The organism is Paenibacillus phoenicis (assembly GCF_034718895.1).
GTDB classification, from domain to species: domain Bacteria; phylum Bacillota; class Bacilli; order Paenibacillales; family Paenibacillaceae; genus Fontibacillus; species Fontibacillus phoenicis.
Genome location: NZ_JAYERP010000001.1, coordinates 1,549,919 through 1,573,121, shown reverse-complemented (window position 1 = coordinate 1,573,121; position 23,203 = coordinate 1,549,919). Strand labels below are relative to the sequence as shown.

The window sequence follows — 23,203 nt, the reverse complement described above, 5'->3', positions numbered from 1 at the left end:
CGAGGGAAAAGGGGAGAACAGACGATGGAAGCATTTGTGAAACATACTGGAATCGTAGGTCCCGTGGACCGTGTTAACGTAGATACCGATGCAATTATACCTAAGCAATTTCTGAAACGGATTGAGCGTTCTGGATTTGGCCAGTTTCTGTTCTATGAATGGCGGTTTGACACAGAAGGGAACCCCAATCCGGAGTTCGAATTAAATAAACCGCGGTACGCGGGTGCGTCCATTCTGATTTCACGCGTCAACTTCGGTTGCGGCTCCTCGCGGGAGCATGCGCCGTGGGCCATTTTGGATTATGGATTCCGTTGCGTGATTGCACCGTCTTTTGCGGATATTTTCTATAACAACTGCTTTAAGAACGGTATCCTGCCGATTAAGCTGTCGGAAGAACAAGTGGAGGAGCTGTTCCAACGCACGGCAGCCCATGAGGGATATAAACTGACGGTGGATCTGGAGCAAAAAACGATCACCGACGAGTACGGCTTGAACATCAGTTTTGATCTGGATGAGCACCGCCGCCAGTTTTTGCTGCAAGGCTTGGACGATATCGGCTTGACGCTCCAGCACGAAGATTTGATTGCGGCATACGAGAAGAAGAAATTTGCGCATTTGGCTTAAACCGTCTGAACTTGGCGGGAAGCCCCGGCTGCGACATGCAGCTGGGGCTTTTTTTGTCAATCTATGAAAATATAAGTCTATCAGCCCCGTGTTTTTTCTGATATTATGGAAGTAATTAGCAACGTTTTAGGAATGTTGGCGTTTACAATGCTCGCTGGATCCCATTCTGGTGGCGTATCCGTCAATGAGATTCTTGATTCGGCAAAATACGAGGGTGGGGTAGGGATTTACGGATGAAGAAACTCGGCTTATTGATGTTTATGTTGGTTGGTTTGCTCGTGTTTCCGGGATTGGCGAACAACGCCTACGCCGCCTCGGCGGAGTCATCCGGGACACATATCGTGTTGGACGGCCAGGAGCTTGAGCAGCCTGCCGGTGCCCAAGCGGGGATCGTGAGGGGCAACGTGATGGTGCCGCTGCGCGTCGTTGCCGAAGGTTTGGGTTATCAAGTCGCTTGGGAGAAGAAGAGCGGCACGATTACGATCACGCAGGAGGGCACCGAGCTCAAGCTCACGCTGGGTCAGGACACCGCTTATGTTGACGGTCAGTTGGTCAAGCTGAGTAATGCTCCTTTTCTGCAGGGAGACTCAACGCTTGTTCCGCTACGTTTCGTTGGTGAACAGATGGGCATGAAGGTCAGCTGGGATAATGCCACGAAATCCGCTTACTTAACCAGTCCTGCGGGAGGTTCCGCCGCCGGTGTTGTTCCGGGTACGGCCAGCCAAGCCCCAGGGTCGGAGACTCCGAACTCTGTTCCGGGAGGGCAGCCAATAGCGGGGGATGACGATACATACGACCCGGGAGCTTCAACCGGGAACCAAGCTGAGAGCCCTATCGCGTTGATCCAAGGCATCAGCTTTAGCGAAAATCGTTTGATGTTTGCTGTTTCCGGCAGCGTCACCCCGAACGTATTTAAAATGAGCGGTCCCGAACGTCTCGTCATAGATATTCCCAACGCCGACTTTGCTCCGACATTCGGGGACGTTCATCCTTTGGACTCAGGCCGGAATGGTCAATTTGCCGTCAGCGATTATCCGGACGTCTCCCAGATCCGCTATTCGCTGTTTAGCAAATCGCCGTCAACTGTTCGGATTGTAATCGATTTGAACCGGAGCGTTGAGTTTACGGTCACGAACCTCGACGATGGCCTTGTAACCGTCGACTTGACAGCAGCCGCAGGCGTACCGAATACCAGCACGGGCGGAAGCGGCCGACCGCTGGTTGTGATCGATGCGGGGCATGGCGGGAGCCAGCCTGGGGCAATCAGCGTCACCAAGAAACAGGAGAAGGAGTTTACGCTGGCTGTGGCGCTGAAAGTCGAGGCGCTGCTGCAGCAGGAAGCCGGGTTGGAGGTGATCCTGACCCGTACGACGGACGTCACCATGTCGCTCCAAGACCGGGTTAAGGTGGCCAACGATCGCGGGGCTTCGGTGTTCGTATCGATCCATGGAAACAGCATCGATCCTCCAAGCAACCCCAGCGGTTCAGAAACGTATTACACCCGGGACGAGAGCATTCCGCTCGCCAATGTCATGCACCGGCATTTGGTGAAGGCAACGGGCTTGGCGGATCGCGGCGTCAGAAAGAGCAGCCTGCATGTCACACGGGAAACGAAGATGCCGGCCGTGCTGCTTGAGGTGGGGTATCTCAGCAATAAGATCGATGCCGGATTAATGTACACGGAGGAATTTCAGCAGCGTGTTGCAGAAGGTATTGTCGCGGGTATTAAAGAATATCTGGGCTTATAATCGATAAGAGAGGCCGAAACGACAAGGAGGGGAGCGGCATGAAAAGAAAAGTGGCGGTATTGCTGGCTTTGGTGGCTATGCTGGGGGTTGCCGCAGGGTGCGGAAACAAGCCGGCGGCTTCACCTCCGGAGAATGAGCATCTAAGGGAAACCGCCCTAAGCAGCGGGGCGCAGCAAAGTGAAACACAGATGCAAGAGGTGCAAGGGCCGGTCAACGGTACCGGCGAATCGGGGGATCCCCAAGCTGGTGCGCAACAAACGGGGGCGGAGAAGCTGACCATTCAGGTTTATTTTACAGATGATGAAATGATGGAGCTGAAGCAGACGCCGCGTGAGATTGAATTTACAGCGGACCATAGCAAATACGAAAGCGCCTTTGAGGCGCTGCAAACGGCAGATGACAGTCTGTTCTCCCTATGGGAGAAGGTGGTCCTGAATACGGTGAAGTTCGTACCGGAGAATGGGCTACTAACGATTGATATTCACTTGCCGGACGAAGCGCGCCTTGGTGCGGGTGGGGAGTCGCTGGCTATCGAAGCGCTGAAGAACACGATGTTCCAGTTTGATGAAGTTCAGCAAATCGAGTTGACGGTGGATGGTCAGCAAGTCGAATCGCTGATGGGCCATGTCGATCTGGAACATCCGATGACCCGGTAAGCACGAAATCAAAGAGCGCGGAAAGGCCGCCGTGTGAAATGTAACGGAACTCAAGAGCCGTTAACAGACTATAGCCAGCCTAGTAAATCCATTTGAGGATTTGCTGGGCTGTTTTTTTGCTCTGGCGGCAATAGCGGTACTTTGTGGCCTTATTCCATGATTTATACCCGCTATCACGACAATAGCGGTAATTCATGGCCTTATTTGTCCAGGATCGCCCCATTATCCTGCTTTTTTCCCCCTTCCCACGAAAATAGCGCCCAAAAGTTCCTCTATTTTTGCCAAATCCCCTACCTTGTTGAAGATAGCGCCCTTTTAAGGCGTTATTTCACCGGTCAACGCAAACTTGGGCCCAATTCTCTCTTTCCCATCCAGGAAACCTAGGATTTTCGTAGGAAACACTGGCAAAAGTTAAGCAGAAAAATGCCGGATTTTCGCAACTTTCCAAGCGGTTTGGCGTCTAATATGTCGTCTGGTGATGTCGAAATGGAAGTGAACACCCACGGCATCATAAGGCAAAAATTCTAAAGGTAGGGGTGACGGATGAAGAAAAAAAGTTTGGTGACGCTCATGTTCGCCTGGTTGCTTCTCTTCGTAATGGCGCAAACAGGACATGCTGCGTCCGGCATTACGAGTATTTATCTGGATGGGAAAGCACTCGCTTTGCCCGAAAATGGACAAGTCCAAAATGTGAATGGAAATGTGATGATTCCAATTCGTGTCGTCGCGGAGGAGCTAGGTTTTGACGTCAACTATGAGAAGAAGACGCGCACGGTAACCATAAAGCAATCCGGTACAACGCTTATTCTCGTCATTAATCAAACAACCGCTTCCGTCAATGGAAGCGAGGTCAAACTGCCCGTCGCGCCGAAGCTTGCCCAAGATACTACGCTCGTACCTATGCGGTTTGTCGGAGAGCAAATGGGGCTGCAAGTGGCTTGGGATAACACAGCTAAGGCTGCCTATTTGACGACGCCAAGCTCTGGCAGTGGAAGCGGAAATACCGGCAATGCCGGGTCTGGCAACAACACCGGGAACGGCAACGGAACCGATGGGCAGCAGCCGGGAACGGTTGTACCTCCGGCAGATACCAGCAATTTGGCGAAAGTGACCGGAATCGCGTTTGATAACAACAGCCTGATGATTGCGGTCGATAAGAATGTGACGCCTAATATTTTTACGATGAGCGGCCCGGAACGGCTCGTGATCGATCTGCCGCAAGCTCAATTTGCCGAAGCGTTGGCTGGAGGCGCGCCGCTGGATGCCAGCAAGAGCGGGTCCATTGAGGTAACGGAATACCCTGATGTTTCCAAGGTCAGATATGCGTTGTTCAGCAACAATCCCTCGACGGTTCGGATCGTATTGGATTTGAATCACAAGGTGAATTACCAGCTGGTCAATGAGAATGACGGCTTAATTTTTGTGAATTTGAACTCGGAATCAAGTCAGGGCGGAGGAACCTCTGGCGGCAGCGGGAAGAAGACGGTCGTGCTGGATGCCGGTCACGGGGGAAGCGACCCGGGCGCCATCAGTGTGACGAAGAAGAAGGAAAAAGACTTTAACCTGGCGGTCGTTCTGAAGGTGAAGGAGCTGCTGAAAAACGATCCGAACATCAATCTAGTGTTGACGCGCGAAAGCGATACGTATCCGACGTTGTCTGACCGGGTGAAGATTGCCGAGAACGTAAAAGCAGACATCTTTATCTCCGTACATGCGAATTCCGGCTCTGCTTCGGCCAGCGGCGTGGAGACCTATTATACGCGGGCAGCCAGCCTGGATCTGGCGAAGGTCATGCATAAGCATCTGGTTCAAGCTTCCGGCTTGGCCGATCGCAAAGTCCGTACGCAAAGCCTGCACGTGACCCGGGAAACTACGATGCCGGCCGTGCTGCTGGAATGCGGGTACTTAAGTAACAAAAACGATGATGCACTGTTGGCAACCGATGAGTACCGGAGCAGAGTTGCCCAGGGTATCGTTGACGGCATTAAAGAATATCTCGGCCTTCAGTGATCGCCGGGCGAAGGAGGAAGTCACCGTGAACAGAAGAAGAAGAAGCATCCTTGGAATCCTGGTACTTCTGCTCGCCTTGAGCAGCGGCTGCGGGCAGAAACCGCAGGCCGCTCCGAATAACGGAGCGGGGAATGCCGAGGCCAACCAAGGAAGTGTGCAAGTACCAGACGAGGCTACGCCGCAAAATTCCGATTCGACGCAAGGAGCGGACGAAACGAATGCACCGCAGCAGATGACGGAGAGCATCGAGGTTTATTTTACCGATGATCAGATGCTGGAGCTAAGCAAAGAGAGCCGCGAGATCTCTTATCCAGCGAAGCAAGATAAATATTTGGCAGCCCTCAAAGCGCTGCAAGCTCCTAGCAATGCGAGCCAGTTCTCCCTATGGGGCAAAGCGGAGTTTCATTCCGCCGATTTCAAGGAAGGAACGGTAACCGTTGATTTGACGCTGCCGGATGAAGCGCGCCTTGGAGCAGGCGGGGAAGCGCTGGCGCTTGATGCGCTGAAGAACACTTTGTTCCAATTCGACGAGGTGCAAGCGATCGATGTGCTGGTTGATGGCTCTCCCGTGGATACTTTGATGGGTCATGTCGAACTGACGCATCCATTAGTAAGAAATTAAGGGATTGGGGAGGAACTCGCCCGTCCGCCGTCGAATGGTTTAAGGAGATCTTTTTTGTAGAAAGGAAGAATTTGATGGCATCCTATAAACGCACGTTTCAACGCAGTACCCGGAAAGCGGTCTCCGCGATGCTGGTCACGGCCATGTGCTTGGGCGGGACGACGGCGGCATTCGCCGAGGAAACGCCGGCTGTAACCACCTCGCAAAGCGTTGCGTCGGTATCCTTGTTTAGCGACGTACCGAACGGTTTTTGGGCGGAGAAACATATATACAAATTAGCAGCTGAAGGCATTCTGCTAGGCGATGCCGGCAAGTTCCGTCCGGGCGACAACGTCACCCAGCAGGAAGCGATTACGATGGCGATCCGGTTCATGAACCTGGATTCGCAACTGGGCAACGGTGCCGGAGCTCCGGCAGATCTGAAAGTTGGCAATTATTTTAAACCTTATTTGGAGCTGGCACTGTCGAAAAATTTGATTGACAAAAACGAAGAGCTCGCATCCACGAAGGAAGGCGAAGCTTGGGGTGAGAAGAAGGCTTCCCGGGAATGGGTGGCCAAGCTACTCGTTCGCGCCTTGGGTAAAGACGCGGAAGCGAAAGCCTCCGCAACGCTGCCAACCGGCTTTGCCGACCAAACCAGCATCTCCGCGAACGCGCGAGGATACGTTAATGTTGCGGTTCAACTGAAGCTGACCAACGGGGTGGAGGGCAACCGGTTCGATCCACTGGGCAAAGTCACGCGAGCCCAAATCGCAACCTTCTTTAGCCGCGGCAGTGAATACGTAAACCCGGGCTATGCCAACGTCTACGAGGGGATTGTTACCGAGCTTACGGACAGCAAGCTGACGTTGTATACGAACGGACAGCTGAAGAGCTTTACGTTGGATAACCGTTCGGTCTATTTCACGAAGGATTCCGAAACGAGAACAACGCAAAGCGCCTTGAAGCTGTATACGAAAGTGCTGGCCGTGGATAAGGTGGGCTCAGCCGCATATGTAGAAGTAACCGATCCGAACCAGCAGTTGGAGCGCTCGGAAGGAACGTTGCTGCGTGTCCTCGGGAATAACCAGTTGCTATTATTGGTCAATAACAATCCGTTGACGTTGACCTATGACAGCAATACCACTTTTGTGGATCAGTACGGGAACTCCATTAAAGTCAGCGACTTAACGCCGGAGAGCACGGTAGTTGTTCAACGTGAGACATTTACGTCTGACAAGAAGCCGGTGATCATTCAACTGCAATCTGTAGGGAATGTATCCGGCAGCGGTACGGTTTCGAAAATTGATCTTACGGGTAAGAACATTACGATCAAACTTGCTAACGGCAATGAAGAAACGTTCAAATTCAACGATAAGACGATTTTGCTCTACCAAAATCAAGTTCTGAATCAGATGGGCGAAGTGAACGAAGGGGCATCGGTTACGTTTGAAGTGAAGGACGGCGTGCTGGCCTCCTTGGTTGTGACCCAAGCGACAGAACGAACGGTGACCGGGACCTTGCTGGATCTCGTTGGCGATACGTTGCTGAGCTATACGAATGCAGGCGGACGTGACGAAATCAAGCGGCTGGCGAAGAACGTGACTGTGGAAATCAACGGGATCGCTGATGCAAGCCTGGACGATCTGATCACCGACGAAAAGGGCGGGGACAAGGTCGAATTGACACTGAATCCTGACGACGAAGTGACGAAGATCGTAGTTACGGGGCGTCAATCCGAGAAATTGGAGAGCGCAACGGTGATCAACTACGATACGAAAACCAAGGCGCTTACTGTCTTGGATGCGTCGGAGAAACCGTATGTGTTCGTGATCGATGAGAAGACGAAATACAGCTACAACACAACCTCGCCAACGTTGTCCGGTCTGGAGGCTCTGCTGTCCAAAGGGCGCAAGGTTGATCTGACGGTTGTAGGTTCTCGCGCAGTTAATGTGGATGTGACCTACAAGTACGAAGGCACTTATGTATCGGCCAATACCTCATCGAAGAAAATTACGATTTTGCAGAACAATGGCAAAACCGTAGAAATTCCTTATCAAGGAACAACGCCGACGATCAGCATTTATGGTAAAGCGAACGCCTCGCTGGCCGATCTCAAAGCCGGGGATGCGGTTACCGCGATGCTGACGGCGAATCAGGACGCGTTGCAAACGTTGGCGGTGAAGAGCTCCATCCAGTTTGAAGTCGTTTCGGTAAATACGGCAAACAGCCGCATTCGGGCGACGGCGAACGGTGTGACCTCCGAGTTCTATGTGGATCAAGCTGTACTGCTTGGCGAAAATGGCGGGGCGATTAAAGTCAGCGATTTGAAGGCGGGCCAAACAATTAACGTTACGTTTAACGGCCAAACGGCGATCTCGCTGCAAGTCGTGAAGCTGACGTTAGGGAAGGTTCAAAGCGTTGATGGTTCGACCTTGCTGGTAAAATCTTTTGCCGGGAACGTGGAAACCTATTCCTTAGCGAGCGGCGTGAAGGTTCAACGTGGAACGGAAGTCAGCACAAGTGTGACATCGCTAACGACCAGTGATCATGTTGAGGTTCGCAAAGATACAAACGGAGCGGTTGTCGTTAAGGTGCTGACGCCGCAAGAACGCAAATTCTCCCGTTACGACGGGGTAAGCAAGGAAATTATCGTCTTGCGGTCCTCCACGTCTGACAACAATTATCGCTTTGCGGTAACAGCGGATACGTATATTCACCAAGGTGACACGACAATATCCGTGCAATCCCTCCAGATTAATGATAAAATTGTTTTGTATTTCAACGGAGACAAGCTGGTTGAAGTCGAAAAGCAATAATCATTTTTCGTGAGATCAACCGTCTTGATGCGGGATGTTTCCCGAGTCAAGACGGTTTTTTCGCGGATAAAACCATGCGGCCAGCAGGGCCTCCAGGAAAGGAGTGGAGACATGAACGCGGCTGATGTCCGCCATATTTTAGACACCATCGGTGCCATGTTTCCGGATGCGCGCTGTGAGTTGAACCACGAGAATGCCTTTGAGCTTACGATTGCCGTCCTCCTGTCCGCGCAGTGCACCGACGCTACGGTAAATAAAGTTACGGCTGATTTATTTAAGAAGTATAAAACGCCGGAGGATTACGTATCGGTTCCGCTGGAGGAACTGGAACAGGATATCCGCAAAATTGGCTTGTATCGCAGCAAAGCCAAGCATATTCAAAGTTTGTGCAGAATCTTGCTGGAACGGTACGGCGGAGAGGTGCCGAGAGAACATGAGAAGCTGGTTGAGCTGCCCGGTGTTGGGCGTAAGACGGCAAACGTTGTCGTATCCAATGCCTTTGGCGTTCCGGCGATCGCCGTTGACACGCATGTGGAGCGCGTCAGCAAACGGTTAGGTTTGGCCGGGTGGAACGATTCCGTTCTCGAGGTGGAAAAGAAGCTGATGAAGCGGGTGCCTAAAGAGGAATGGACATTAACGCATCATCGCTTGATCTTTTTCGGAAGGTATCACTGCAAGGCGCAAGCCCCCAAATGTGATGTCTGCCCGCTGCTTGACGTTTGCCGGGAGGGCAAAAAACGTATGAAAACGCCGCAAAACAGAAAACCTAAGAAAAATGCGGCAAAATAAGATAACCCATAGGTGAGGATGAGAGACCATATGAGATGCATTTCTGTGTATACCGACAACTTTGAACAGTTCTCGGACGTATTTGAGCAAGTCCTTGATTTGAATTTAGGTGAAAACGACGAACGTGAAGTGGAAGGGTTAATGGTCAGCGACTCCGGTGAAGTGCCTGAGCATTACTTGGGGCGGATGTCGGCGAAACCTGAGGTCGTCGTCATGAAGGATAAGACGCGCGGCATCACGATTTTGCAGCATGGCAAGGTGTTTGAAGTCCTGCTTCCAACAGAAACCGCAGAAGTTGCGGTGAAGTAGAGCGCAGATCCTTCTCATCAAAAGAGAAAATGAAATCCCCTCGGATGCGTGGTGTAATAACCCACATTCGAGGGGATTTTTGTTGTTGAGCTTATACATGATCAATCGTTTCTTAGGCGCGAGGAGATCAGCAGTAGTCCGAAGGAGAGCAGGATCGTGCAGCCTGTTAACGCCCAGGCCAGCTGCAGGTTTCCGGCGTCAACGGCAAAATAAATTGCCGTCGGAATCGTTTGCGTTCGGCCGGGGATGTTGCCGGCGATCATCATCGTTGCCCCGAATTCCCCCAGCGCACGGGCAAATCCGAGAATAAATGCCGCCTGCAGCGAACGAGAGGCGAGCGGCAGCACGATATAGATAAGCACCTGCCATTCTCCGGCTCCCTGGGAACGGGCGGCGTCTTTCAAATGTTTATCCACTTCAAGGAAGCCGGACTTCAGCGTTTGATAAATCAGCGGGAAGCTGACGACGGCCGCAGCGACGATCGCGCCAAGCGGCTGAAACACAAAGCTGATGTTGAACAGGCGGTCCGCTGCCTGTCCGATCCAGCTATTTTTTCCCAACACCACCAGTAAAATAAACCCTACCACGCTTGGCGGCAGAACGAGCGGAAGGAGAAAGACGGTTTCCACCAGCGTTTTCCCGTAGAAGGAGGCCGCGGACATGCGCCATGCCACCAGTAACCCTACCACAAAAGCGATGGCAGTGGCGGCGATGGACACTTGCAGTGATAACGTGATCGGCTCCCAGAACGAAGTCGAGATTTCAAATGTACGCATGTGAGGTTACTCCGCCGGGGTGAACCCGTATTTGACGAACACCTGCTGGGCTTGGTCGCTTTTTAAAAATTCGTAGAAAGCTTTAGCTTCGTTGCGATGAGCGCTGTCCTTGAGCACTCCGATTGGATATTCAATCGGGTCATGGCTTTCGGCTTCTGCGGTCAAGGCCACCTTCACCTTGTCCGAAAGGGCTGCATCGGTTTTGTACACGAATCCGGCGTCGACATTGCCGGTTTCTACATAAGACAACACCTGCTTGACGTCCTTCGTCAGCACTAGATGGGATTGCAGCGGCTCCCAAAGCTTATGGTAGGTAAGAGCTTGCTGCGCGTATTTTCCGGCCGGGACCGATTCAGGGGTGCCAATGGCGATATCGCCGAGCTTGCTTAAATCTTCCATGCTTTGGACCTCTGCGGAACCGTCCTTGGGAACAACCAGTACCAGATCATTGGTCAGCAAATTGGTCTTAAGTTGATCGTCAATGAGACCTTTGTCGACCAAGGCATCCATCTGCTTGGTTCCAGCGGAGAGGAACAAGTCGGCCGGCGCGCCCTGTTCAATTTGCTGCTGAAGCGTACCGGAAGCGGCATAGTTAAAAGTGAGCTTCACTTGGCTGTGCTCGGCTTCATATACGCCCTTGAGTTCATCCAAGCTTTCGGTTAAGCTGGCGGCGGCAGAGATGAGCAGCTCAACTTGCTCAGCCGGTTCAGATGGATTCTCAGCTGTTGTGGACGAAGAGTTTGCCGCGTTGCTGCTATCGGCGCTTACCGAAGATGTGTTGCTGGAAGAAGCAGATGGATCGCTGCATCCCGCGGATAGGAGTAGAATAATGGCTGCGAATGCGGCCAAAAAGGGCAATTTCAAAAACTTTTGCATATGGAATCCTCCTTGGTTATGTCTAATTATAACTAGATTATACGAAACATAACTAGTTGTATAGATCACTTAGGGAGCATTCATTGAAAAAAAGGGAAATCCCCGGTAAGATGAGTCTAGTTGCATGAACTATGATGAAGGAGTACGCTATGACCGAACCGATCTCTTATACAGCAGAGGAAATCGCCAAGCTGTTGAAGGTGTCCAAGCTAACTGTCTACGATCTAATCAAAAAAGGAGAGCTTCCTGCTTATCGGGTAGGTAAACAGATGCGGGTGGATTCCACCGATCTGGAAGCTTATAAGCAGAGAGCCAAAGGCGGGGCAACGCCTCATGCTGCCGCTGGTGTGCCGGTATTCCAGGTGCCCTATACCGTGCCGCCTCGGCCGGATGTCGATGGTGGAGAAGCGCTCGGTGCAAGAACGCTGGTCATTACCGGGCAAGATCCAGGACTCGACCTGCTGGCGAAAGCGCTGGAATCGAGGCTCCGCGGGTGCCGGCCGTTGCGTTCTTTTGCCAGCAGTATGGACAGTTTGGTGGCCATGTATAACGGTGCGGCAGATATCGTGAGTACGCATCTGTATGACGGAGATACCGGGGAGTACAATTTGCCTTATATCCGCAAACTTTTTATTTCCCTTCCTTATATGGTGTTGAATTTTGCGGCACGCCGGGCTGGATTTTACGTCAAGCAGGGCAATCCGCTGGGGATTCGCTCCTGGGAGGATCTGACGCGGCCGGGAATTCGGTTGATTAACCGGGAAAAAGGCTCTGGCGCTCGGGTGCTGCTGGATGAACAGCTCCGCAAGCACGGGATATCGCCGGATTCCATTATCGGATACAACCAAGAGGAAACGTCGCATATGGGCCTTGGCGGGCGAATTGCCCTCGGCCAAGCGGACGTAGGTATCGGCAGTGAGAGACCGGCTAAGATCGCCGGACTTGAGTTTATCCCGCTTACCCTGGAGCGGGTGGATCTCGTCGTCCTGAACAAACCGGAAAACCGCGAGTGGATCGCCAAGCTGCGCGAAGCGCTGGAATCCTCTGAGCTGCGCGGGGTGCTCTCCTCGCTTGGCGACTACGATCTGTCGCTCACCGGAAAGGTGTTAGCGGATCGGGAGGCCGGGTTATATTAATAAATCTTGAACCGTCTCCATTTGGGGGCGGTTTTGTTGTACAGGAAGCCCGCAGGGAAGCTGCGGCAGGGAGCATTTCCAAGCGCCCGGGGAAATGTTAAAATATGAATAATTAAAATGAAACTTGATTTCGCAGCGTGGAAAACGGAGGGGCTTGGATGGATCGGACGATGACGAAGACGGACTATGAACTGCAGGAGCGGCTGCATCAGCTGCAGCACTTGCTGGAGCAGGAAGGAGATGCAACCGCGGCGGCGGAGCTTCGGGAAGTGGGCGATAAGCTGGGCCGACGGGAGCTGGTTGCGGCGTTTTGCGGCCATTTTTCGGCAGGGAAGTCGAGTCTGATTAATGCGTTAAGCGGGAAGACGGTGATGCCGGCCAGTCCGCTACCTACCAGCGCCAACGTGGTACTGATCCGGGAAGGGGAGCCGCGCGCGCTGCTGACGCCAGCCGATCCGGCGAAACCGAAGGTCGAGGTGCCGGTGGACGAGGTGGTAGCGTATTGCCGCAACGGGGAGGAATATGCCCGCGTTGAGTTGTGGGACCGGGTGGAGCTGCCTCCGCGCGGCGGCGTTCTGCTGGATACGCCGGGGGTCGACTCCAACGACGCCGGCCATGCGATGGCCACGTATTCTGCGTTGCATTTGGCGGACGTTGTTTTTTACGTGATGGATTATAACCATGTATCGTCGGAGACGAATTTAAGCTTTGCCAAATCGTTAAGCGATTATGGTAAACCTGTCTATATGATCGTGAACCAAATTGATAAGCACCGGGAAGAGGAGCTGGCCTTCACTGCGTACCAGGCATCGGTCAGTCAGGCGTTCCGGAACTGGAATATTAAGGCGCAGGGGATTTTTTATATCTCGCTTAAAAAAGAGGACGCTCCTGGCAATATGCTTCCGCAGTTACGGAAAGTGATCCGCAATTTGTTTGCACGGGGAGAAGGCTTGCTGGAGTATAGCGCTTATGCTTCAGCCGCCCAGTCGGTTGAAGGTTATCTGGCCCGTGCGGCTGCGGCGGAGCAGTCCCAGCGTGAGCAGTTGGTGGCGGAAGCCGGCGGGGAAACGGACGTGACCGCGATGGAAGAAGAGCTGCGGCAGCTGGAAATGGCGGGGCCGTCGGGAGAGCAGGTATGGGATATGCGGAAGCAGGAGTGGCTGCGCCGCATCAGCAGCCTGTTGGAAACGGCCCAAATGATGACGCCGCCGTTGCGGGAGCAGGCGGGGCGTTATTTAGAGAGTCAGGCGCCGGGCTTTAAAGTGAAGGGCTGGTTCGCTGCCGGGAAGACGGAAGCGGAGAAGCAGAAGCGGCAAAGCGAGTTTTTGCAGGCGTTAGCCGAACAAGTCGAAGCGCAGCTGGACTGGCATGTGCGCCAGGAGCTGCGGGCGATCGGCCAAGAGCTGGAGATTTGGGGCGAAGCCTGGGAGCAGCAGCTCGACGAGCGGATGCCAAAGCCGGCGGAGGCGTGGATCACGGAGCCGCTTCCAGGCGGGGCGATGCTGTCCGGCGAGTCGACGCTGCACTACGCGGCAGCGGTGGCCGCAGGCATCGCCGCGCGCTATCGCCGCGCGGCCGTGGACGTGATCGACGCGCTGCTCGCCGCGCCGTCGCCGCGCCGCGCCGCCGAGGCGGAGGCGGCGCTCGCCCGGCGCGCCGAGCTGGCGGCGCGCCTTCCCGCGGCCCGCGCCCTAGCGCAGCTGGACGCGGCCGCCGAGGCGCGCGCAGCGCGCTGTGCCGCGCTGCTGGGCGCGCCCGTGCCCCTCACCCCCGGCCTGCTGCCGGAGGTGAGGGCAGAGGCGGCCGCGCCGCGCGCAGCAGGCGGCGCGGGAGCGCCTGCGGCGGCTGAGGCAGCGAGCACCGCTGCCTCAGCCGCACCGCCGCCGCAGGCGATGGCCGCCGGGGGCAGTGCCCCGGCGGCAACGGCGCCCGCGCCAGCCGCGGCGGCGCAAGAGCCGCCGGCTGCGCCTGCGCGCGGGCGCGCGCTTGCCGCCGCCGCACGCCTGGCGGCTGCGGCGGAGCGGCTGGCTCCCCACCCGGCCTTCGGCACCGGGGTGCGGGAGCTGACCCGGCGCGCCGCCGAGCTGCGCGACGGCGTCTTCACCGTGGCGCTGTTCGGAGCGTTCAGCGCCGGAAAATCGTCCTTCGCCAGCGCTTTGCTCGGCGAAGCGGTGTTGCCCGTCTCGCCGCATCCGACCACCGCGGCGATCATCCGCGTGATGGCGCCGGCAGAAGGTCAGCGCCATAACACGGCCGCCGTCAAATTCAAGAGCGCCGAGGCGATCCGCGAAGACTTGGCCTACTCCTTCCAAGCCCTCGGCTTAGGGGAATGGAAGGAGACGGCCTGGATGGAGGCGGTACGGCGCTTGAAGCCCGAAGACATTCCGGCGGCCGGCCGAGCGCACTACAGCTTCTTGCAAGCTGCAGCTGCTGGATGGGCAGAATCCGCTGATCGGCTTGGGCAGGTGGAGGTCGTGGAAGCGGAGCAGTTCCGCAGCTATGCGGCAGACGAAGCGAAAGCCTGCTTCGTAGCGGAAATCGATTTTTATTACCGCTGTCCGTTAACTGAACAAGGCATCGTGCTGGTGGATACCCCGGGGGCCGATTCGATCCATGCCCGCCATACCGGAGTCACGTTCCAATATATGAAGGATTCCGATGCGATCATCTTCGTGACGTATTACAATCACGCGTTCTCGCGTGCCGATAAACAGTTGCTGAGCCAGCTGGGACGGATGAAGGGCAGCTTCGCCCTCGACAAAATGTTCTTTGTCGTCAACGCCGCCGATCTCGCGTCTTCGGAGGAAGAGCTGACGGCTGTCGTGGAGCATGTACGGGATGGTCTTCGTACCGCCGGCATCCAGCAGCCCAACGTATATGCCGTATCCAGTATGCGGGCAATGGCTGCAAGGCGGGATAATACGGCGGATGACCCAGGCTTCTCCCTTTTCCGGCAACGCTTTTCGACTTTCCTGGAACAGGATCTCGGGAATCTGGCGGTTTCGTCCGCAGTAGAAATGATGAAGCAGATGCAAGAACGTTTGTCCAAATGGACGGAAGCCGCTGGACAAAGCGCGGAAAACGCGGAGCAACAGCTCGCCGCCTTGCGCGGACGCCGGGATCGGTTCGAGCAGGCGGTTGCCGAGTTTCTTCAGGTCGATATCGGCAGGGAATGGAGCCAGGAGAACGCCGAGCTGCTGTTCCACGTTGTGCAGCGGGTACGGCTGCAGGCGCTGGAGCTGTTCACGGAATTTTTCCATCCCTCCTTGCTGCAGGAGCATAACGGTCCGTTGAAACGGAATTTTACCGTCGCGCTGCGCGGATGGCTGGATCAAGTTTCGGGCGAGTTGGAGCGCGAGCTGCTTGCCACCACGCTGCGTTTGGAGCGTAAAGCGGAGGCGCTGCTTCGCCGGGAAGCCGAAGGCTGGTGCCGCCGGCATGAGGCGGCATTGGATATGCCGCTCAGCTATTCGAACGCGGAAACGAGCTGGGATACACCGGCGATTCCTGAAGGCTTGCTGGGCAGCGGATCGTTGGCGCCAGAGACCTATTGGCCGTATTTCAAAAATCCAAAGGCGTTTTTTGAAGGCGGCGGTCGTTTGCAGCTGCGGGCGAAGCTCGAGGAGCCGCTGCTCGCCAAGCTGAAGGCGATCGTTGGCGAAATGGAAGCCTTTTTCCGGGAACATTATGAGCACGAAATCGCGCTGCGGAAGGAGCAAACGGCTGAAACGTTCCGCGGTTTGTGGGCGGAATGGGAGCAGAGCATCCAAGGCTCCAAAGTCTCTCCGGAGGAGCTGGCGCGTTGGAAAAGCATCCTTGCTCAAATCGGGCGGGATGTGGAGGAAATGGAAGCTTTTTATGATAAATAGGCGGGTTTCACCCGTGATAGAAGCCTAATATCCGTATTTACCGGATATTAGGCTTTTCTACGCTTTGCCGCGGGAAAATCATGATGATAAACTGCAAGGGACTAAGACCATGAAAGCGCATGCTTTCAGGCGATGACAGGTTTCGCGGCGTTCAGACGACTCTCCCTGATCTTGCTGCTAAGACGTCCGGAACCGTTTGGTTATGACGGGGTATCTGAAGTATAGTTCCACAAACGGGTGTAGGAGGAGAGACATGGAGGTTCTTAGGCAACTTCGGGTTTATTACCAGGCAAAGTTGAATTACTTGGTGTTGTCGATTTTATGCTTGGCAGCTGCGACTGGGCTTGGCTTAGTCTACCCGATGCTGCTTCGCAAGCTGATCGACGATGTAATTCGGCCGGGGAATTATGGAGAAGTCGTATGGATTGCCGCGACGGCGGTTTCGGTTGTGGCTGTGAAGGCGCTTTTGCAGTTCCTGCACGGTTTTTTTGGCGGAAGGCTGGGGAACTACCTGGCGTACCGGCTGCGTAACGCATGTTACGAGAAACTGCAGTTTTTATCGTTCCGCTATTATGACACGGCGAAAACTGGGGATTTAATGTCGCGGTTGACCGGGGATTTGGAAGCCATCCGCAACTTCGTGGGGTTTGGTTTTGCCCAACTGCTGAATCTGATCCTGATGGTTACGTTTGGGGCAGCGGTCATGCTGTCCATCCATTGGCAGCTTACCTTAATCACGATGATAACCATCCCTTTCCTGGCCGGTGTCGCCCTCAAATTTGAGTCAAAAATTCATCCAGCGTTCCAGGAAATGCGTTTGGCGCTGAGTTCCTTAACGACCGCGGTGCAGGAGAACGTGACGGGCGTGCGTACCGTCAAATCGTTCGCCCGGGAGCCGCACGAAGTCGAGAAGTTCTCGCTTCGGAATGAGCGCTATAAAGATAATCAGATCTTCGCGGCCACGCTGTGGAGCCGGTTCTTTCCGGTTATGGAGCTGCTGGCTTCGATCAGCGTTGCGGTGCTGCTGTCCGTTGGCGGGACTTTGGTGATCAAAGGGTCGATGTCGCTCGGTGATCTGGTCGCGTTCTTCAGTTTAATCTGGTTTATCATTGGTCCGATGTGGGGCTTAGGCTTTCATATCAATAACTATACGCAATCCAAAGCGTCCGGGGAACGGGTGCTGGAAATTCTAAATCAACCGATCGATGTGAAGGACAAAGAACAAGCGATAGAGCTTGATCCGGATCAGGTTCGCGGAGATGTCCGGTTCGATCGAGTGACGTTTGCTTACGGGAACAAAATGCCGGCGGTGGTGGACATCGATTTCCATGCTCCGCCCGGCTCCGTCATTGGCTTTCTTGGCGGCACCGGCTCCGGCAAATCAACGATTATCCAGCTGCTAATGCGTGCTTACGACGTGAATAAAGGCCGCATTCTGCTGGACGGCCAAGACATTCGGGAGCTCAGCGTGCGCAGCTTGCGCAGCCAAATTGCTACGGTGTTTCAGGAGACGTTCCTGTTCTCGTCATCTATTAAGAACAATATTGCTTACGGCATGACCAACGTAACGATGGAGGAAATCATTCGTGCCGCCCAACTAGCCAAAGCGCATGATTTTATCATGGAGCTGCCGGACGGTTACGATACTGTCGTAGGTGAACGGGGACTCGGATTGTCCGGGGGCCAGAAGCAGCGGATCGCCATCGCCCGCGCCTTGCTCAAGAATCCAAAAATCCTGATCTTGGACGATGCCACCAGCGCGGTGGATATGGAGACCGAGCAGGAGATCCAATCCGGGTTCCAGGAAGTGATGCGAGGACGGACAACGTTTATTATTGCCCATCGGATCTCTTCGCTGCGGCATGCCGATGAGATCCTCGTCTTAAACGAAGGCCGGGTAGTACAACGCGGGAAACATGAGGAATTGATTGAAATCCCGGGTCCGTACCAAGATGTGTACCGTATCCAATATGCAGACCATTTGGCTGGAGCCCTTGGGCATGAAGGGGAGGGAGATGCGTGAATACCTATACCGCGACCAGGTCGAAACCCAAGTCCGGCAAGGATGCCGGCCTTGGCAAAATCGAAGAGCGGTTTGTGTACCAGGACGATGAGCTGATTGACAAAGCCTTTGACTGGCAGCAATTCCGCCGGCTCTTTGCTTATATGAAGCCGTATGCCAAGCAGATGCTGCCTTTGATCATCCTGATGACGGTGCTTGGTACTGTGACGAAGCTGGCCGTACCTTACTTGACGAGTCTGGCCATCGACCGCGCGATCGCACCGGCGAACGGTCAGACCAACTTATCGCTGCTGTACGGCATCACCGCCTCCGTCCTTGTCCTGTACCTCATCCAATGGGCTTCCGGCGTTTACCGGATCAAGTTCACGAATATCATCGGGCAGAGGGTCATCTATGATTTGCGCGCCGATTTGTTTAAGCATATTCAGAAGCTCTCGTTTAACTTCTTTGACAAACGTCCGGCCGGCTCGGTGCTGGTACGGGTCACCAATGACGTCAATTCCCTGCAGGATCTGTTCACCAACGGGGTCGTCAACCTGATGATCGATTGCGTGCAGCTGGCCGGGATCGTCGTGATTTTGCTGTTGATCAACTGGAAGCTCGGGCTGGCGGTGATGGTCACCGTCCCGATCATGTTCCTGATCTCCACCAAACTGCGGCAAAAAATCCGGATGGCCTGGCAGGAAGTCCGCATGAAGAACTCGCGGATTAACTCCCATTTGAACGAGTCGATTCAGGGGATTCGCGTAACTCAGGCTTACACACAAGAGCGGGAGAATATGCGGTACTTCGATTCGATGAACCTGAGCAACAAGAAATCGTGGGATAAAGCGTCAGCGATGAACCAGGCGTTTGGCCCCTTAATCGAAATCACCGGGGGGATCGGCACGTTTGTCTTGTTTGTACTAGGCGTCTACCTGATTCAGTCCGGTGAACTGACGATTGGTCTGTTGGTGGCGTTCAGCAACTATGTGGGTAATTTCTGGGACCCGATCAACCGCCTGGGACAAATGTACAACCAACTCCTGGTGGCGATGGCCTCCTCTGAACGGATCTTCGAATTTATCGATGAGGAGCCGAATATCGCCGATAAGCCGGGAGCCAAGCCGCTGCCGGTGATTACGGGCGAGATCCGCTTTAACCACGTCGTCTTTGAATATGAACAAGGACGCCCTGCCTTAAAAGGCATTGACCTGGAGGTACAACCCGGCCAGTCGATCGCCCTCGTTGGCCACACCGGCTCAGGGAAAAGCACGATCATCAACCTGCTCAGCCGGTTTTACGATCCTAGCGGCGGATCGGTTGTCATCGATGGTCATGACATCCGCGACGTGACGGTCCAAAGCCTCCGCAGTCAAATTGGCGTAGTGCTCCAGGATACGTTTATTTTCTCGGGAACGATTCGGGAGAATATTCGTTTTGGCCGATTGGAGGCCACCGACGAGGAAGTGGAAGCAGCGGCTAAGGCAGTGAATGCCCACGATTTTATCGTGAAACTGCCAAACGGTTACGATACCGAGGTGGAGGAACGAGGCAATGTGCTGTCCATGGGTCAACGCCAACTGCTATCTTTTGCCCGGGCGTTGCTGGTTAATCCGCGGATTCTGATCCTTGACGAGGCAACGGCCAGCATCGATACGGAAACGGAGCTCAAGATCCAGGAAGCGCTGAAGGTGCTGCTCAAAGGGAGAACGTCGTTTATCGTAGCTCACCGGCTCTCCACCATCCGAAGTGCTGACAAAATCGTCGTGCTGGATCATGGTGAGATTAGAGAATCGGGCACTCACCGGGAATTGATGGAACGAAAGGGAATCTATTACGGCTTGGTCCAAGCACAATTTCGGTATTTGTAACTTTTTATCGAAAAATATTTAGATATTTAATTAGAACTATTGCAATCTTGCCCGTAAAGCCGGAAAATAGAATAGGATACTAAAACGGCAAATTTATTAAAGGTGGTTTGGTCCAATTGAGTAGTGAGGCGTTAGCTCCGGCTTTGGTCATTCGCAAGGCTTGTTGCGACGATGTTCAACACATGCTTCCTTTAATGCGTCAACTGCGTTATCCGATGACGGCCAGTGTATTAAAGGAACGTTTAGAGATGTTGGAAGGCCAGCTGTTGCTAGGCAACCTGGTTGCGGAACTAGACGGCGTGATCGTTGGGACAGCTTTTCTTAAGCAGCTTCAGACGCATGACATGAGTAGACCGGTAACCCGGATTACGGCATTGGTCGTTGACGAGAAACACCGCGGCACAGGGATCGGAAGACGGTTGATCGAAGCGGCGGAGATGTGGGCCCGTGAACGGGGCAGCACAGATCTGGTATTATCTACAGCCCGCGAGAACCATCTGTCCGCTAAAGCGTTCTATGAACATTGCGGCTTCAGATGCACCGGCTACCGAATGAATAAGCCGTTGAACTAAGCTGAGAAATTAAATCAAACTGCGTTGTACGCGATATAGCTCCGCCCTTTTGAAGGGCGGGGCTTTTTTGTGTTTTGCAGGGAAGGCGGGAGACATCTGTGTAAATTTATTTTACTTTCTTGGCTGGAGAACAAGTTGGAAACTGTAGTTTTACGTAGTCGAGGGAGTAAGGTGATTTCAGATGTCACTAATACTAACATAAGTAACGGAATAATAAGTGATTTATGTTAGACAAAGTGACTTATACATGACATAAATGGGGCGAAGCCCTAGAACAAGATTGATCTGAGGAGGATGTGTATGAAGGGGAAAAAAAGAATTGCCTGGCTGGTTAGCGCTTGTTTAATGATCGGGTTGCTCTCGGCGTGTAATTCGTCCGGCAACGCGGCAAAACCGGCAGCTGGAAATACCAGCGCTGCTGGAGGGGGACTTACGGTCATTAAGATCGCCTCGCAATCCCCGTTATCCGGGGGCTCGGCCATTCAAGGGGAATCGATTAAGCTTGGGGGGCAGATGGCGCTGGAGGAGCGTCAGGCTGAGTTTAAGGACCTGGGATTTGATCTGCAGTTCGTTCCTTACGATGACCAAGGCGATTCGAAGAAAGGCGTCGCCAACGCCGAATTGATCGGCGCGGATCAAGCGGTATTGGCGGTGCTTGGGCATTTGAACTCCGGGGTATCGATTCCGAGCTCGGTCGTCTATGAGAAATATAGTATTCCGATGGTGTCCCCGGCCAGTACGGCAACGGACTTTACCGACCGGAAGCTGAAGATCGCCAACCGCATTGTCGCTCGCGACGACTTCCAGGGACCAGCGGGTGCCGAATATGCCGTGAAGACGGTGGGTGCGAAAAATATTTTTGTGATCCAAGATAAAACGGCTTATGGCCAAGGGTTGGCCGATGCCTTCCTCAGCTCGGCTGAAGAGCTGGGGGCGACGATCGCCGGATACGAAGGGATCACGGTGGGTGAGAAGGACTTTAACGGCGTGCTGAACCAGGTGCTCAGCAAGAAGCCGGACTTCATCTTCTTCGGCGGGATGTATGCCGAGGCCGGATTGATTGTTAAACAGGCCCGGGAGAAGGGGATTACGGTGCCGATCATGGGCGGGGATGCGCTCGATTCCTCGGGGATGGTGGACATCGCCGGTGACAAGCTGACGGAAGTCGCGTACAGCTCCGTGTCTACAGACGTTACGAAATCCAACAAGGACTGGGCAGACAAATATCAAGCGAAGTTTGGCAAATCCGTGGAGAACTACTCCGCTTATGCCTATGATTCGATGAATATTATTTTGAATGCTGTGAAAAAAGCGATCGAAGACAACGGCGGCAAACTGCCAACCCGTGAACAGGTCCGTGATGCGGTCCGGGCGACAACCGATTTCGAAGGCATCGCCACGAAAGTCAGCTTTGACGACAAAGGCGATAACGAATATGCCAAGGTCTTCATTTATAAATTCGATTCACCAACTTATCCTGGCACGATGGTATCCGAAATCGAACAGCCGAAGTAATCGACGAACGGCAATAACGCAGAAGGGGTAAGGACAAATGGATATGATCCTGCAAACACTCCCCCAGGTTTTGGTGGACGGATTAACGTTAGGTGCAGTCTACGCGGTGGTGGCCATCGGCTATACGATGGTCTACGGCATACTCGAATTTATTAATTTCGCGCATGGGGAAATCTTTATGACCGGCGCGTTTGTGGGCACCGCAGTCTTGCTGACGATGAACTCGGCCGGTTGGCTCAGCGGGCTGCCCGCCGCACTTGCTTATTTTCTGATCCTGGCGATGGCGATGCTGTCAACCGGGTTGCTGGGGATCGGTATCGAGCGGGTGGCTTATCGCCCGCTCCGCCGGGCTCCCAAGCTCATCTCATTGATTTCAGCGATCGGGGTATCCTTTCTGCTGCAGGACATCGTCCGATTTATCGCGGATCTCCGTACCGGAAATTTTATCGTTACCGGCATTTCACTTTACGGGGAAAATCTGAAGCTAGGCGCATCCTCCTTATGGAGCGGGTTTGACGACGCCTTTCTAAAGTCGAATACGATCATTGTTGTGGCGGTGGCCGTCGTTCTGATGGCGGGGCTTGATTTTTTCGTAAACCGTACCAAGTGGGGAACCGCCATGCGGGCGGTAGCCCAGGACCGGGAGACGGCGTCGCTGATGTCCATTAATGTCAATAAGGTGATTGCGCTGACTTTCTTTATCGGATCGGCGCTTGGCGGCGGGACCGGCGTTCTGTTCGCCCAGCAGTATGGCACCATCGATCCATATATCGGGTTTATCCTGGGGATGAAGGCCTTCACCGCAGCGGTACTTGGCGGCATTGGCAATATCCGGGGTGCCATGTTTGGCGGATTGTTCATTGGCGTACTGGAAATGTTCTCGTCCGCGAACCTGTCCGTCATCACAGGCGGCGCGCTGGGCGGGGAGTATAAAGACGTCGTCGCTTTTCTGATCCTGATCGCGGTGCTCATTTTCAAGCCGGAAGGGTTATTCGGCAAAGCCGTGAAAGAGAAAGTGTAGGTGATC

17 protein-coding genes are annotated in these 23,203 nt (G+C 54.1%); 15 read left to right on the top strand and 2 right to left on the bottom strand.

The features are described from left to right. The first annotated feature begins 24 nt into the window (after positions 1–24). From leuD to U9M73_RS07325, 8 genes are all read left to right on the top strand, one after another. Positions 25–624, top strand: a complete 600-nt coding sequence (gene leuD / locus U9M73_RS07360) for a 3-isopropylmalate dehydratase small subunit (protein ID WP_009225922.1) — start codon at positions 25–27, stop codon at positions 622–624. Between the two features lie 233 nt (positions 625–857). Then, a complete protein-coding gene (locus U9M73_RS07355; protein ID WP_323076684.1) occupies positions 858–2,372 on the top strand; it encodes an N-acetylmuramoyl-L-alanine amidase family protein in 1,515 nt (504 codons plus the stop codon). Positions 2,373–2,410: 38 nt separating this feature from the next. Continuing rightward, positions 2,411–3,028, top strand: a complete 618-nt coding sequence (locus U9M73_RS07350; RefSeq protein ID WP_323076683.1) for a GerMN domain-containing protein — start codon at positions 2,411–2,413, stop codon at positions 3,026–3,028. Positions 3,029–3,571: 543 nt separating this feature from the next. Continuing rightward, on the top strand, positions 3,572–5,038 hold the full coding sequence (locus tag U9M73_RS07345) for an N-acetylmuramoyl-L-alanine amidase family protein (RefSeq protein WP_323076681.1): 1,467 nt from the start codon (positions 3,572–3,574) through the stop codon (positions 5,036–5,038). Between the two features lie 25 nt (positions 5,039–5,063). Further along, positions 5,064–5,660, top strand: a complete 597-nt coding sequence (locus U9M73_RS07340) for a GerMN domain-containing protein (RefSeq protein ID WP_323076680.1) — start codon at positions 5,064–5,066, stop codon at positions 5,658–5,660. A 74-nt stretch (positions 5,661–5,734) separates the two neighbouring features. Next, positions 5,735–8,458, top strand: coding sequence for an S-layer homology domain-containing protein (locus U9M73_RS07335; RefSeq protein WP_323076678.1), 2,724 nt, complete (start codon positions 5,735–5,737; stop codon positions 8,456–8,458). Between the two features lie 111 nt (positions 8,459–8,569). After that, on the top strand, positions 8,570–9,247 hold the full coding sequence (nth, locus tag U9M73_RS07330; RefSeq protein WP_009225928.1) for an endonuclease III: 678 nt from the start codon (positions 8,570–8,572) through the stop codon (positions 9,245–9,247). A gap of 30 nt (positions 9,248–9,277) precedes the next feature. Further along, the gene (locus U9M73_RS07325) at positions 9,278–9,556 is read left to right on the top strand and encodes a hypothetical protein (RefSeq protein WP_009225929.1); all 279 of its coding nucleotides are present in this window, start codon (positions 9,278–9,280) and stop codon (positions 9,554–9,556) included. 101 nt (positions 9,557–9,657) lie between these two features. Here U9M73_RS07325 and modB read toward each other — a convergent pair whose 3' ends face one another. Together modB and modA are read right to left on the bottom strand one after the other, a co-directional pair. After that, positions 9,658–10,332, bottom strand: coding sequence for a molybdate ABC transporter permease subunit (gene modB, locus U9M73_RS07320; protein WP_009225930.1), 675 nt, complete (start codon positions 10,330–10,332; stop codon positions 9,658–9,660). 6 nt (positions 10,333–10,338) lie between these two features. Continuing rightward, on the bottom strand, positions 10,339–11,208 hold the full coding sequence (modA, locus tag U9M73_RS07315; protein WP_085169184.1) for a molybdate ABC transporter substrate-binding protein: 870 nt from the start codon (positions 11,206–11,208) through the stop codon (positions 10,339–10,341). Between the two features lie 149 nt (positions 11,209–11,357). Here modA and U9M73_RS07310 point away from each other — a divergent pair, with 149 nt between their 5' ends. From U9M73_RS07310 to U9M73_RS07280, 7 genes are all read left to right on the top strand, one after another. After that, complete coding sequence (locus U9M73_RS07310; protein ID WP_323076674.1) at positions 11,358–12,344, top strand: substrate-binding domain-containing protein; 987 nt, start codon at positions 11,358–11,360, stop codon at positions 12,342–12,344. Positions 12,345–12,502: 158 nt separating this feature from the next. Further along, positions 12,503–16,213, top strand: coding sequence for a dynamin family protein (locus tag U9M73_RS07305; protein WP_323076672.1), 3,711 nt, complete (start codon positions 12,503–12,505; stop codon positions 16,211–16,213). A gap of 253 nt (positions 16,214–16,466) precedes the next feature. Continuing rightward, complete coding sequence (locus U9M73_RS07300) at positions 16,467–18,236, top strand: ABC transporter ATP-binding protein (RefSeq protein WP_036645878.1); 1,770 nt, start codon at positions 16,467–16,469, stop codon at positions 18,234–18,236. 59 nt (positions 18,237–18,295) lie between these two features. After that, positions 18,296–20,089 (top strand): ABC transporter ATP-binding protein, encoded by a 1,794-nt coding sequence (locus tag U9M73_RS07295; RefSeq protein ID WP_323079084.1) that lies wholly within the window; start codon positions 18,296–18,298, stop codon positions 20,087–20,089. A 116-nt stretch (positions 20,090–20,205) separates the two neighbouring features. Further along, entirely contained in the window at positions 20,206–20,661 is a 456-nt protein-coding gene (locus U9M73_RS07290; protein WP_036645881.1) for a GNAT family N-acetyltransferase, read from the top strand. Between the two features lie 300 nt (positions 20,662–20,961). Beyond that, the gene (locus U9M73_RS07285; RefSeq protein ID WP_323076669.1) at positions 20,962–22,176 is read left to right on the top strand and encodes a branched-chain amino acid ABC transporter substrate-binding protein; all 1,215 of its coding nucleotides are present in this window, start codon (positions 20,962–20,964) and stop codon (positions 22,174–22,176) included. 37 nt (positions 22,177–22,213) lie between these two features. After that, positions 22,214–23,197 carry a branched-chain amino acid ABC transporter permease gene (locus tag U9M73_RS07280; protein ID WP_323076668.1) on the top strand — a complete coding sequence of 328 codons (984 nt, stop codon included), beginning with the start codon at positions 22,214–22,216 and terminating at the stop codon, positions 23,195–23,197. Positions 23,198–23,203: the final 6 nt, after the last annotated feature.

Excerpts from the sequence above, each read along its gene's own strand:
- leuD (WP_009225922.1), top strand. The coding sequence starts at position 25 with ATGGAAGCATTTGTGAAACATACTGGAATCGTAGGTCCCGTGGACCGT.
- U9M73_RS07355 (WP_323076684.1), top strand. The coding sequence starts at position 858 with ATGAAGAAACTCGGCTTATTGATGTTTATGTTGGTTGGTTTGCTCGTG.
- U9M73_RS07350 (WP_323076683.1), top strand. The coding sequence starts at position 2,411 with ATGAAAAGAAAAGTGGCGGTATTGCTGGCTTTGGTGGCTATGCTGGGG.
- U9M73_RS07345 (WP_323076681.1), top strand. The coding sequence starts at position 3,572 with ATGAAGAAAAAAAGTTTGGTGACGCTCATGTTCGCCTGGTTGCTTCTC.
- U9M73_RS07335 (WP_323076678.1), top strand. The coding sequence starts at position 5,735 with ATGGCATCCTATAAACGCACGTTTCAACGCAGTACCCGGAAAGCGGTC.
- nth (WP_009225928.1), top strand. The coding sequence starts at position 8,570 with ATGAACGCGGCTGATGTCCGCCATATTTTAGACACCATCGGTGCCATG.
- U9M73_RS07325 (WP_009225929.1), top strand. The coding sequence starts at position 9,278 with ATGAGATGCATTTCTGTGTATACCGACAACTTTGAACAGTTCTCGGAC.
- modB (WP_009225930.1), bottom strand. The coding sequence starts at position 10,332 with ATGCGTACATTTGAAATCTCGACTTCGTTCTGGGAGCCGATCACGTTA.
- modA (WP_085169184.1), bottom strand. The coding sequence starts at position 11,208 with ATGCAAAAGTTTTTGAAATTGCCCTTTTTGGCCGCATTCGCAGCCATT.
- U9M73_RS07310 (WP_323076674.1), top strand. The coding sequence starts at position 11,358 with ATGACCGAACCGATCTCTTATACAGCAGAGGAAATCGCCAAGCTGTTG.
- U9M73_RS07305 (WP_323076672.1), top strand. The coding sequence starts at position 12,503 with ATGGATCGGACGATGACGAAGACGGACTATGAACTGCAGGAGCGGCTG.
- U9M73_RS07300 (WP_036645878.1), top strand. The coding sequence starts at position 16,467 with ATGGAGGTTCTTAGGCAACTTCGGGTTTATTACCAGGCAAAGTTGAAT.
- U9M73_RS07285 (WP_323076669.1), top strand. The coding sequence starts at position 20,962 with ATGAAGGGGAAAAAAAGAATTGCCTGGCTGGTTAGCGCTTGTTTAATG.
- U9M73_RS07280 (WP_323076668.1), top strand. The coding sequence starts at position 22,214 with ATGGATATGATCCTGCAAACACTCCCCCAGGTTTTGGTGGACGGATTA.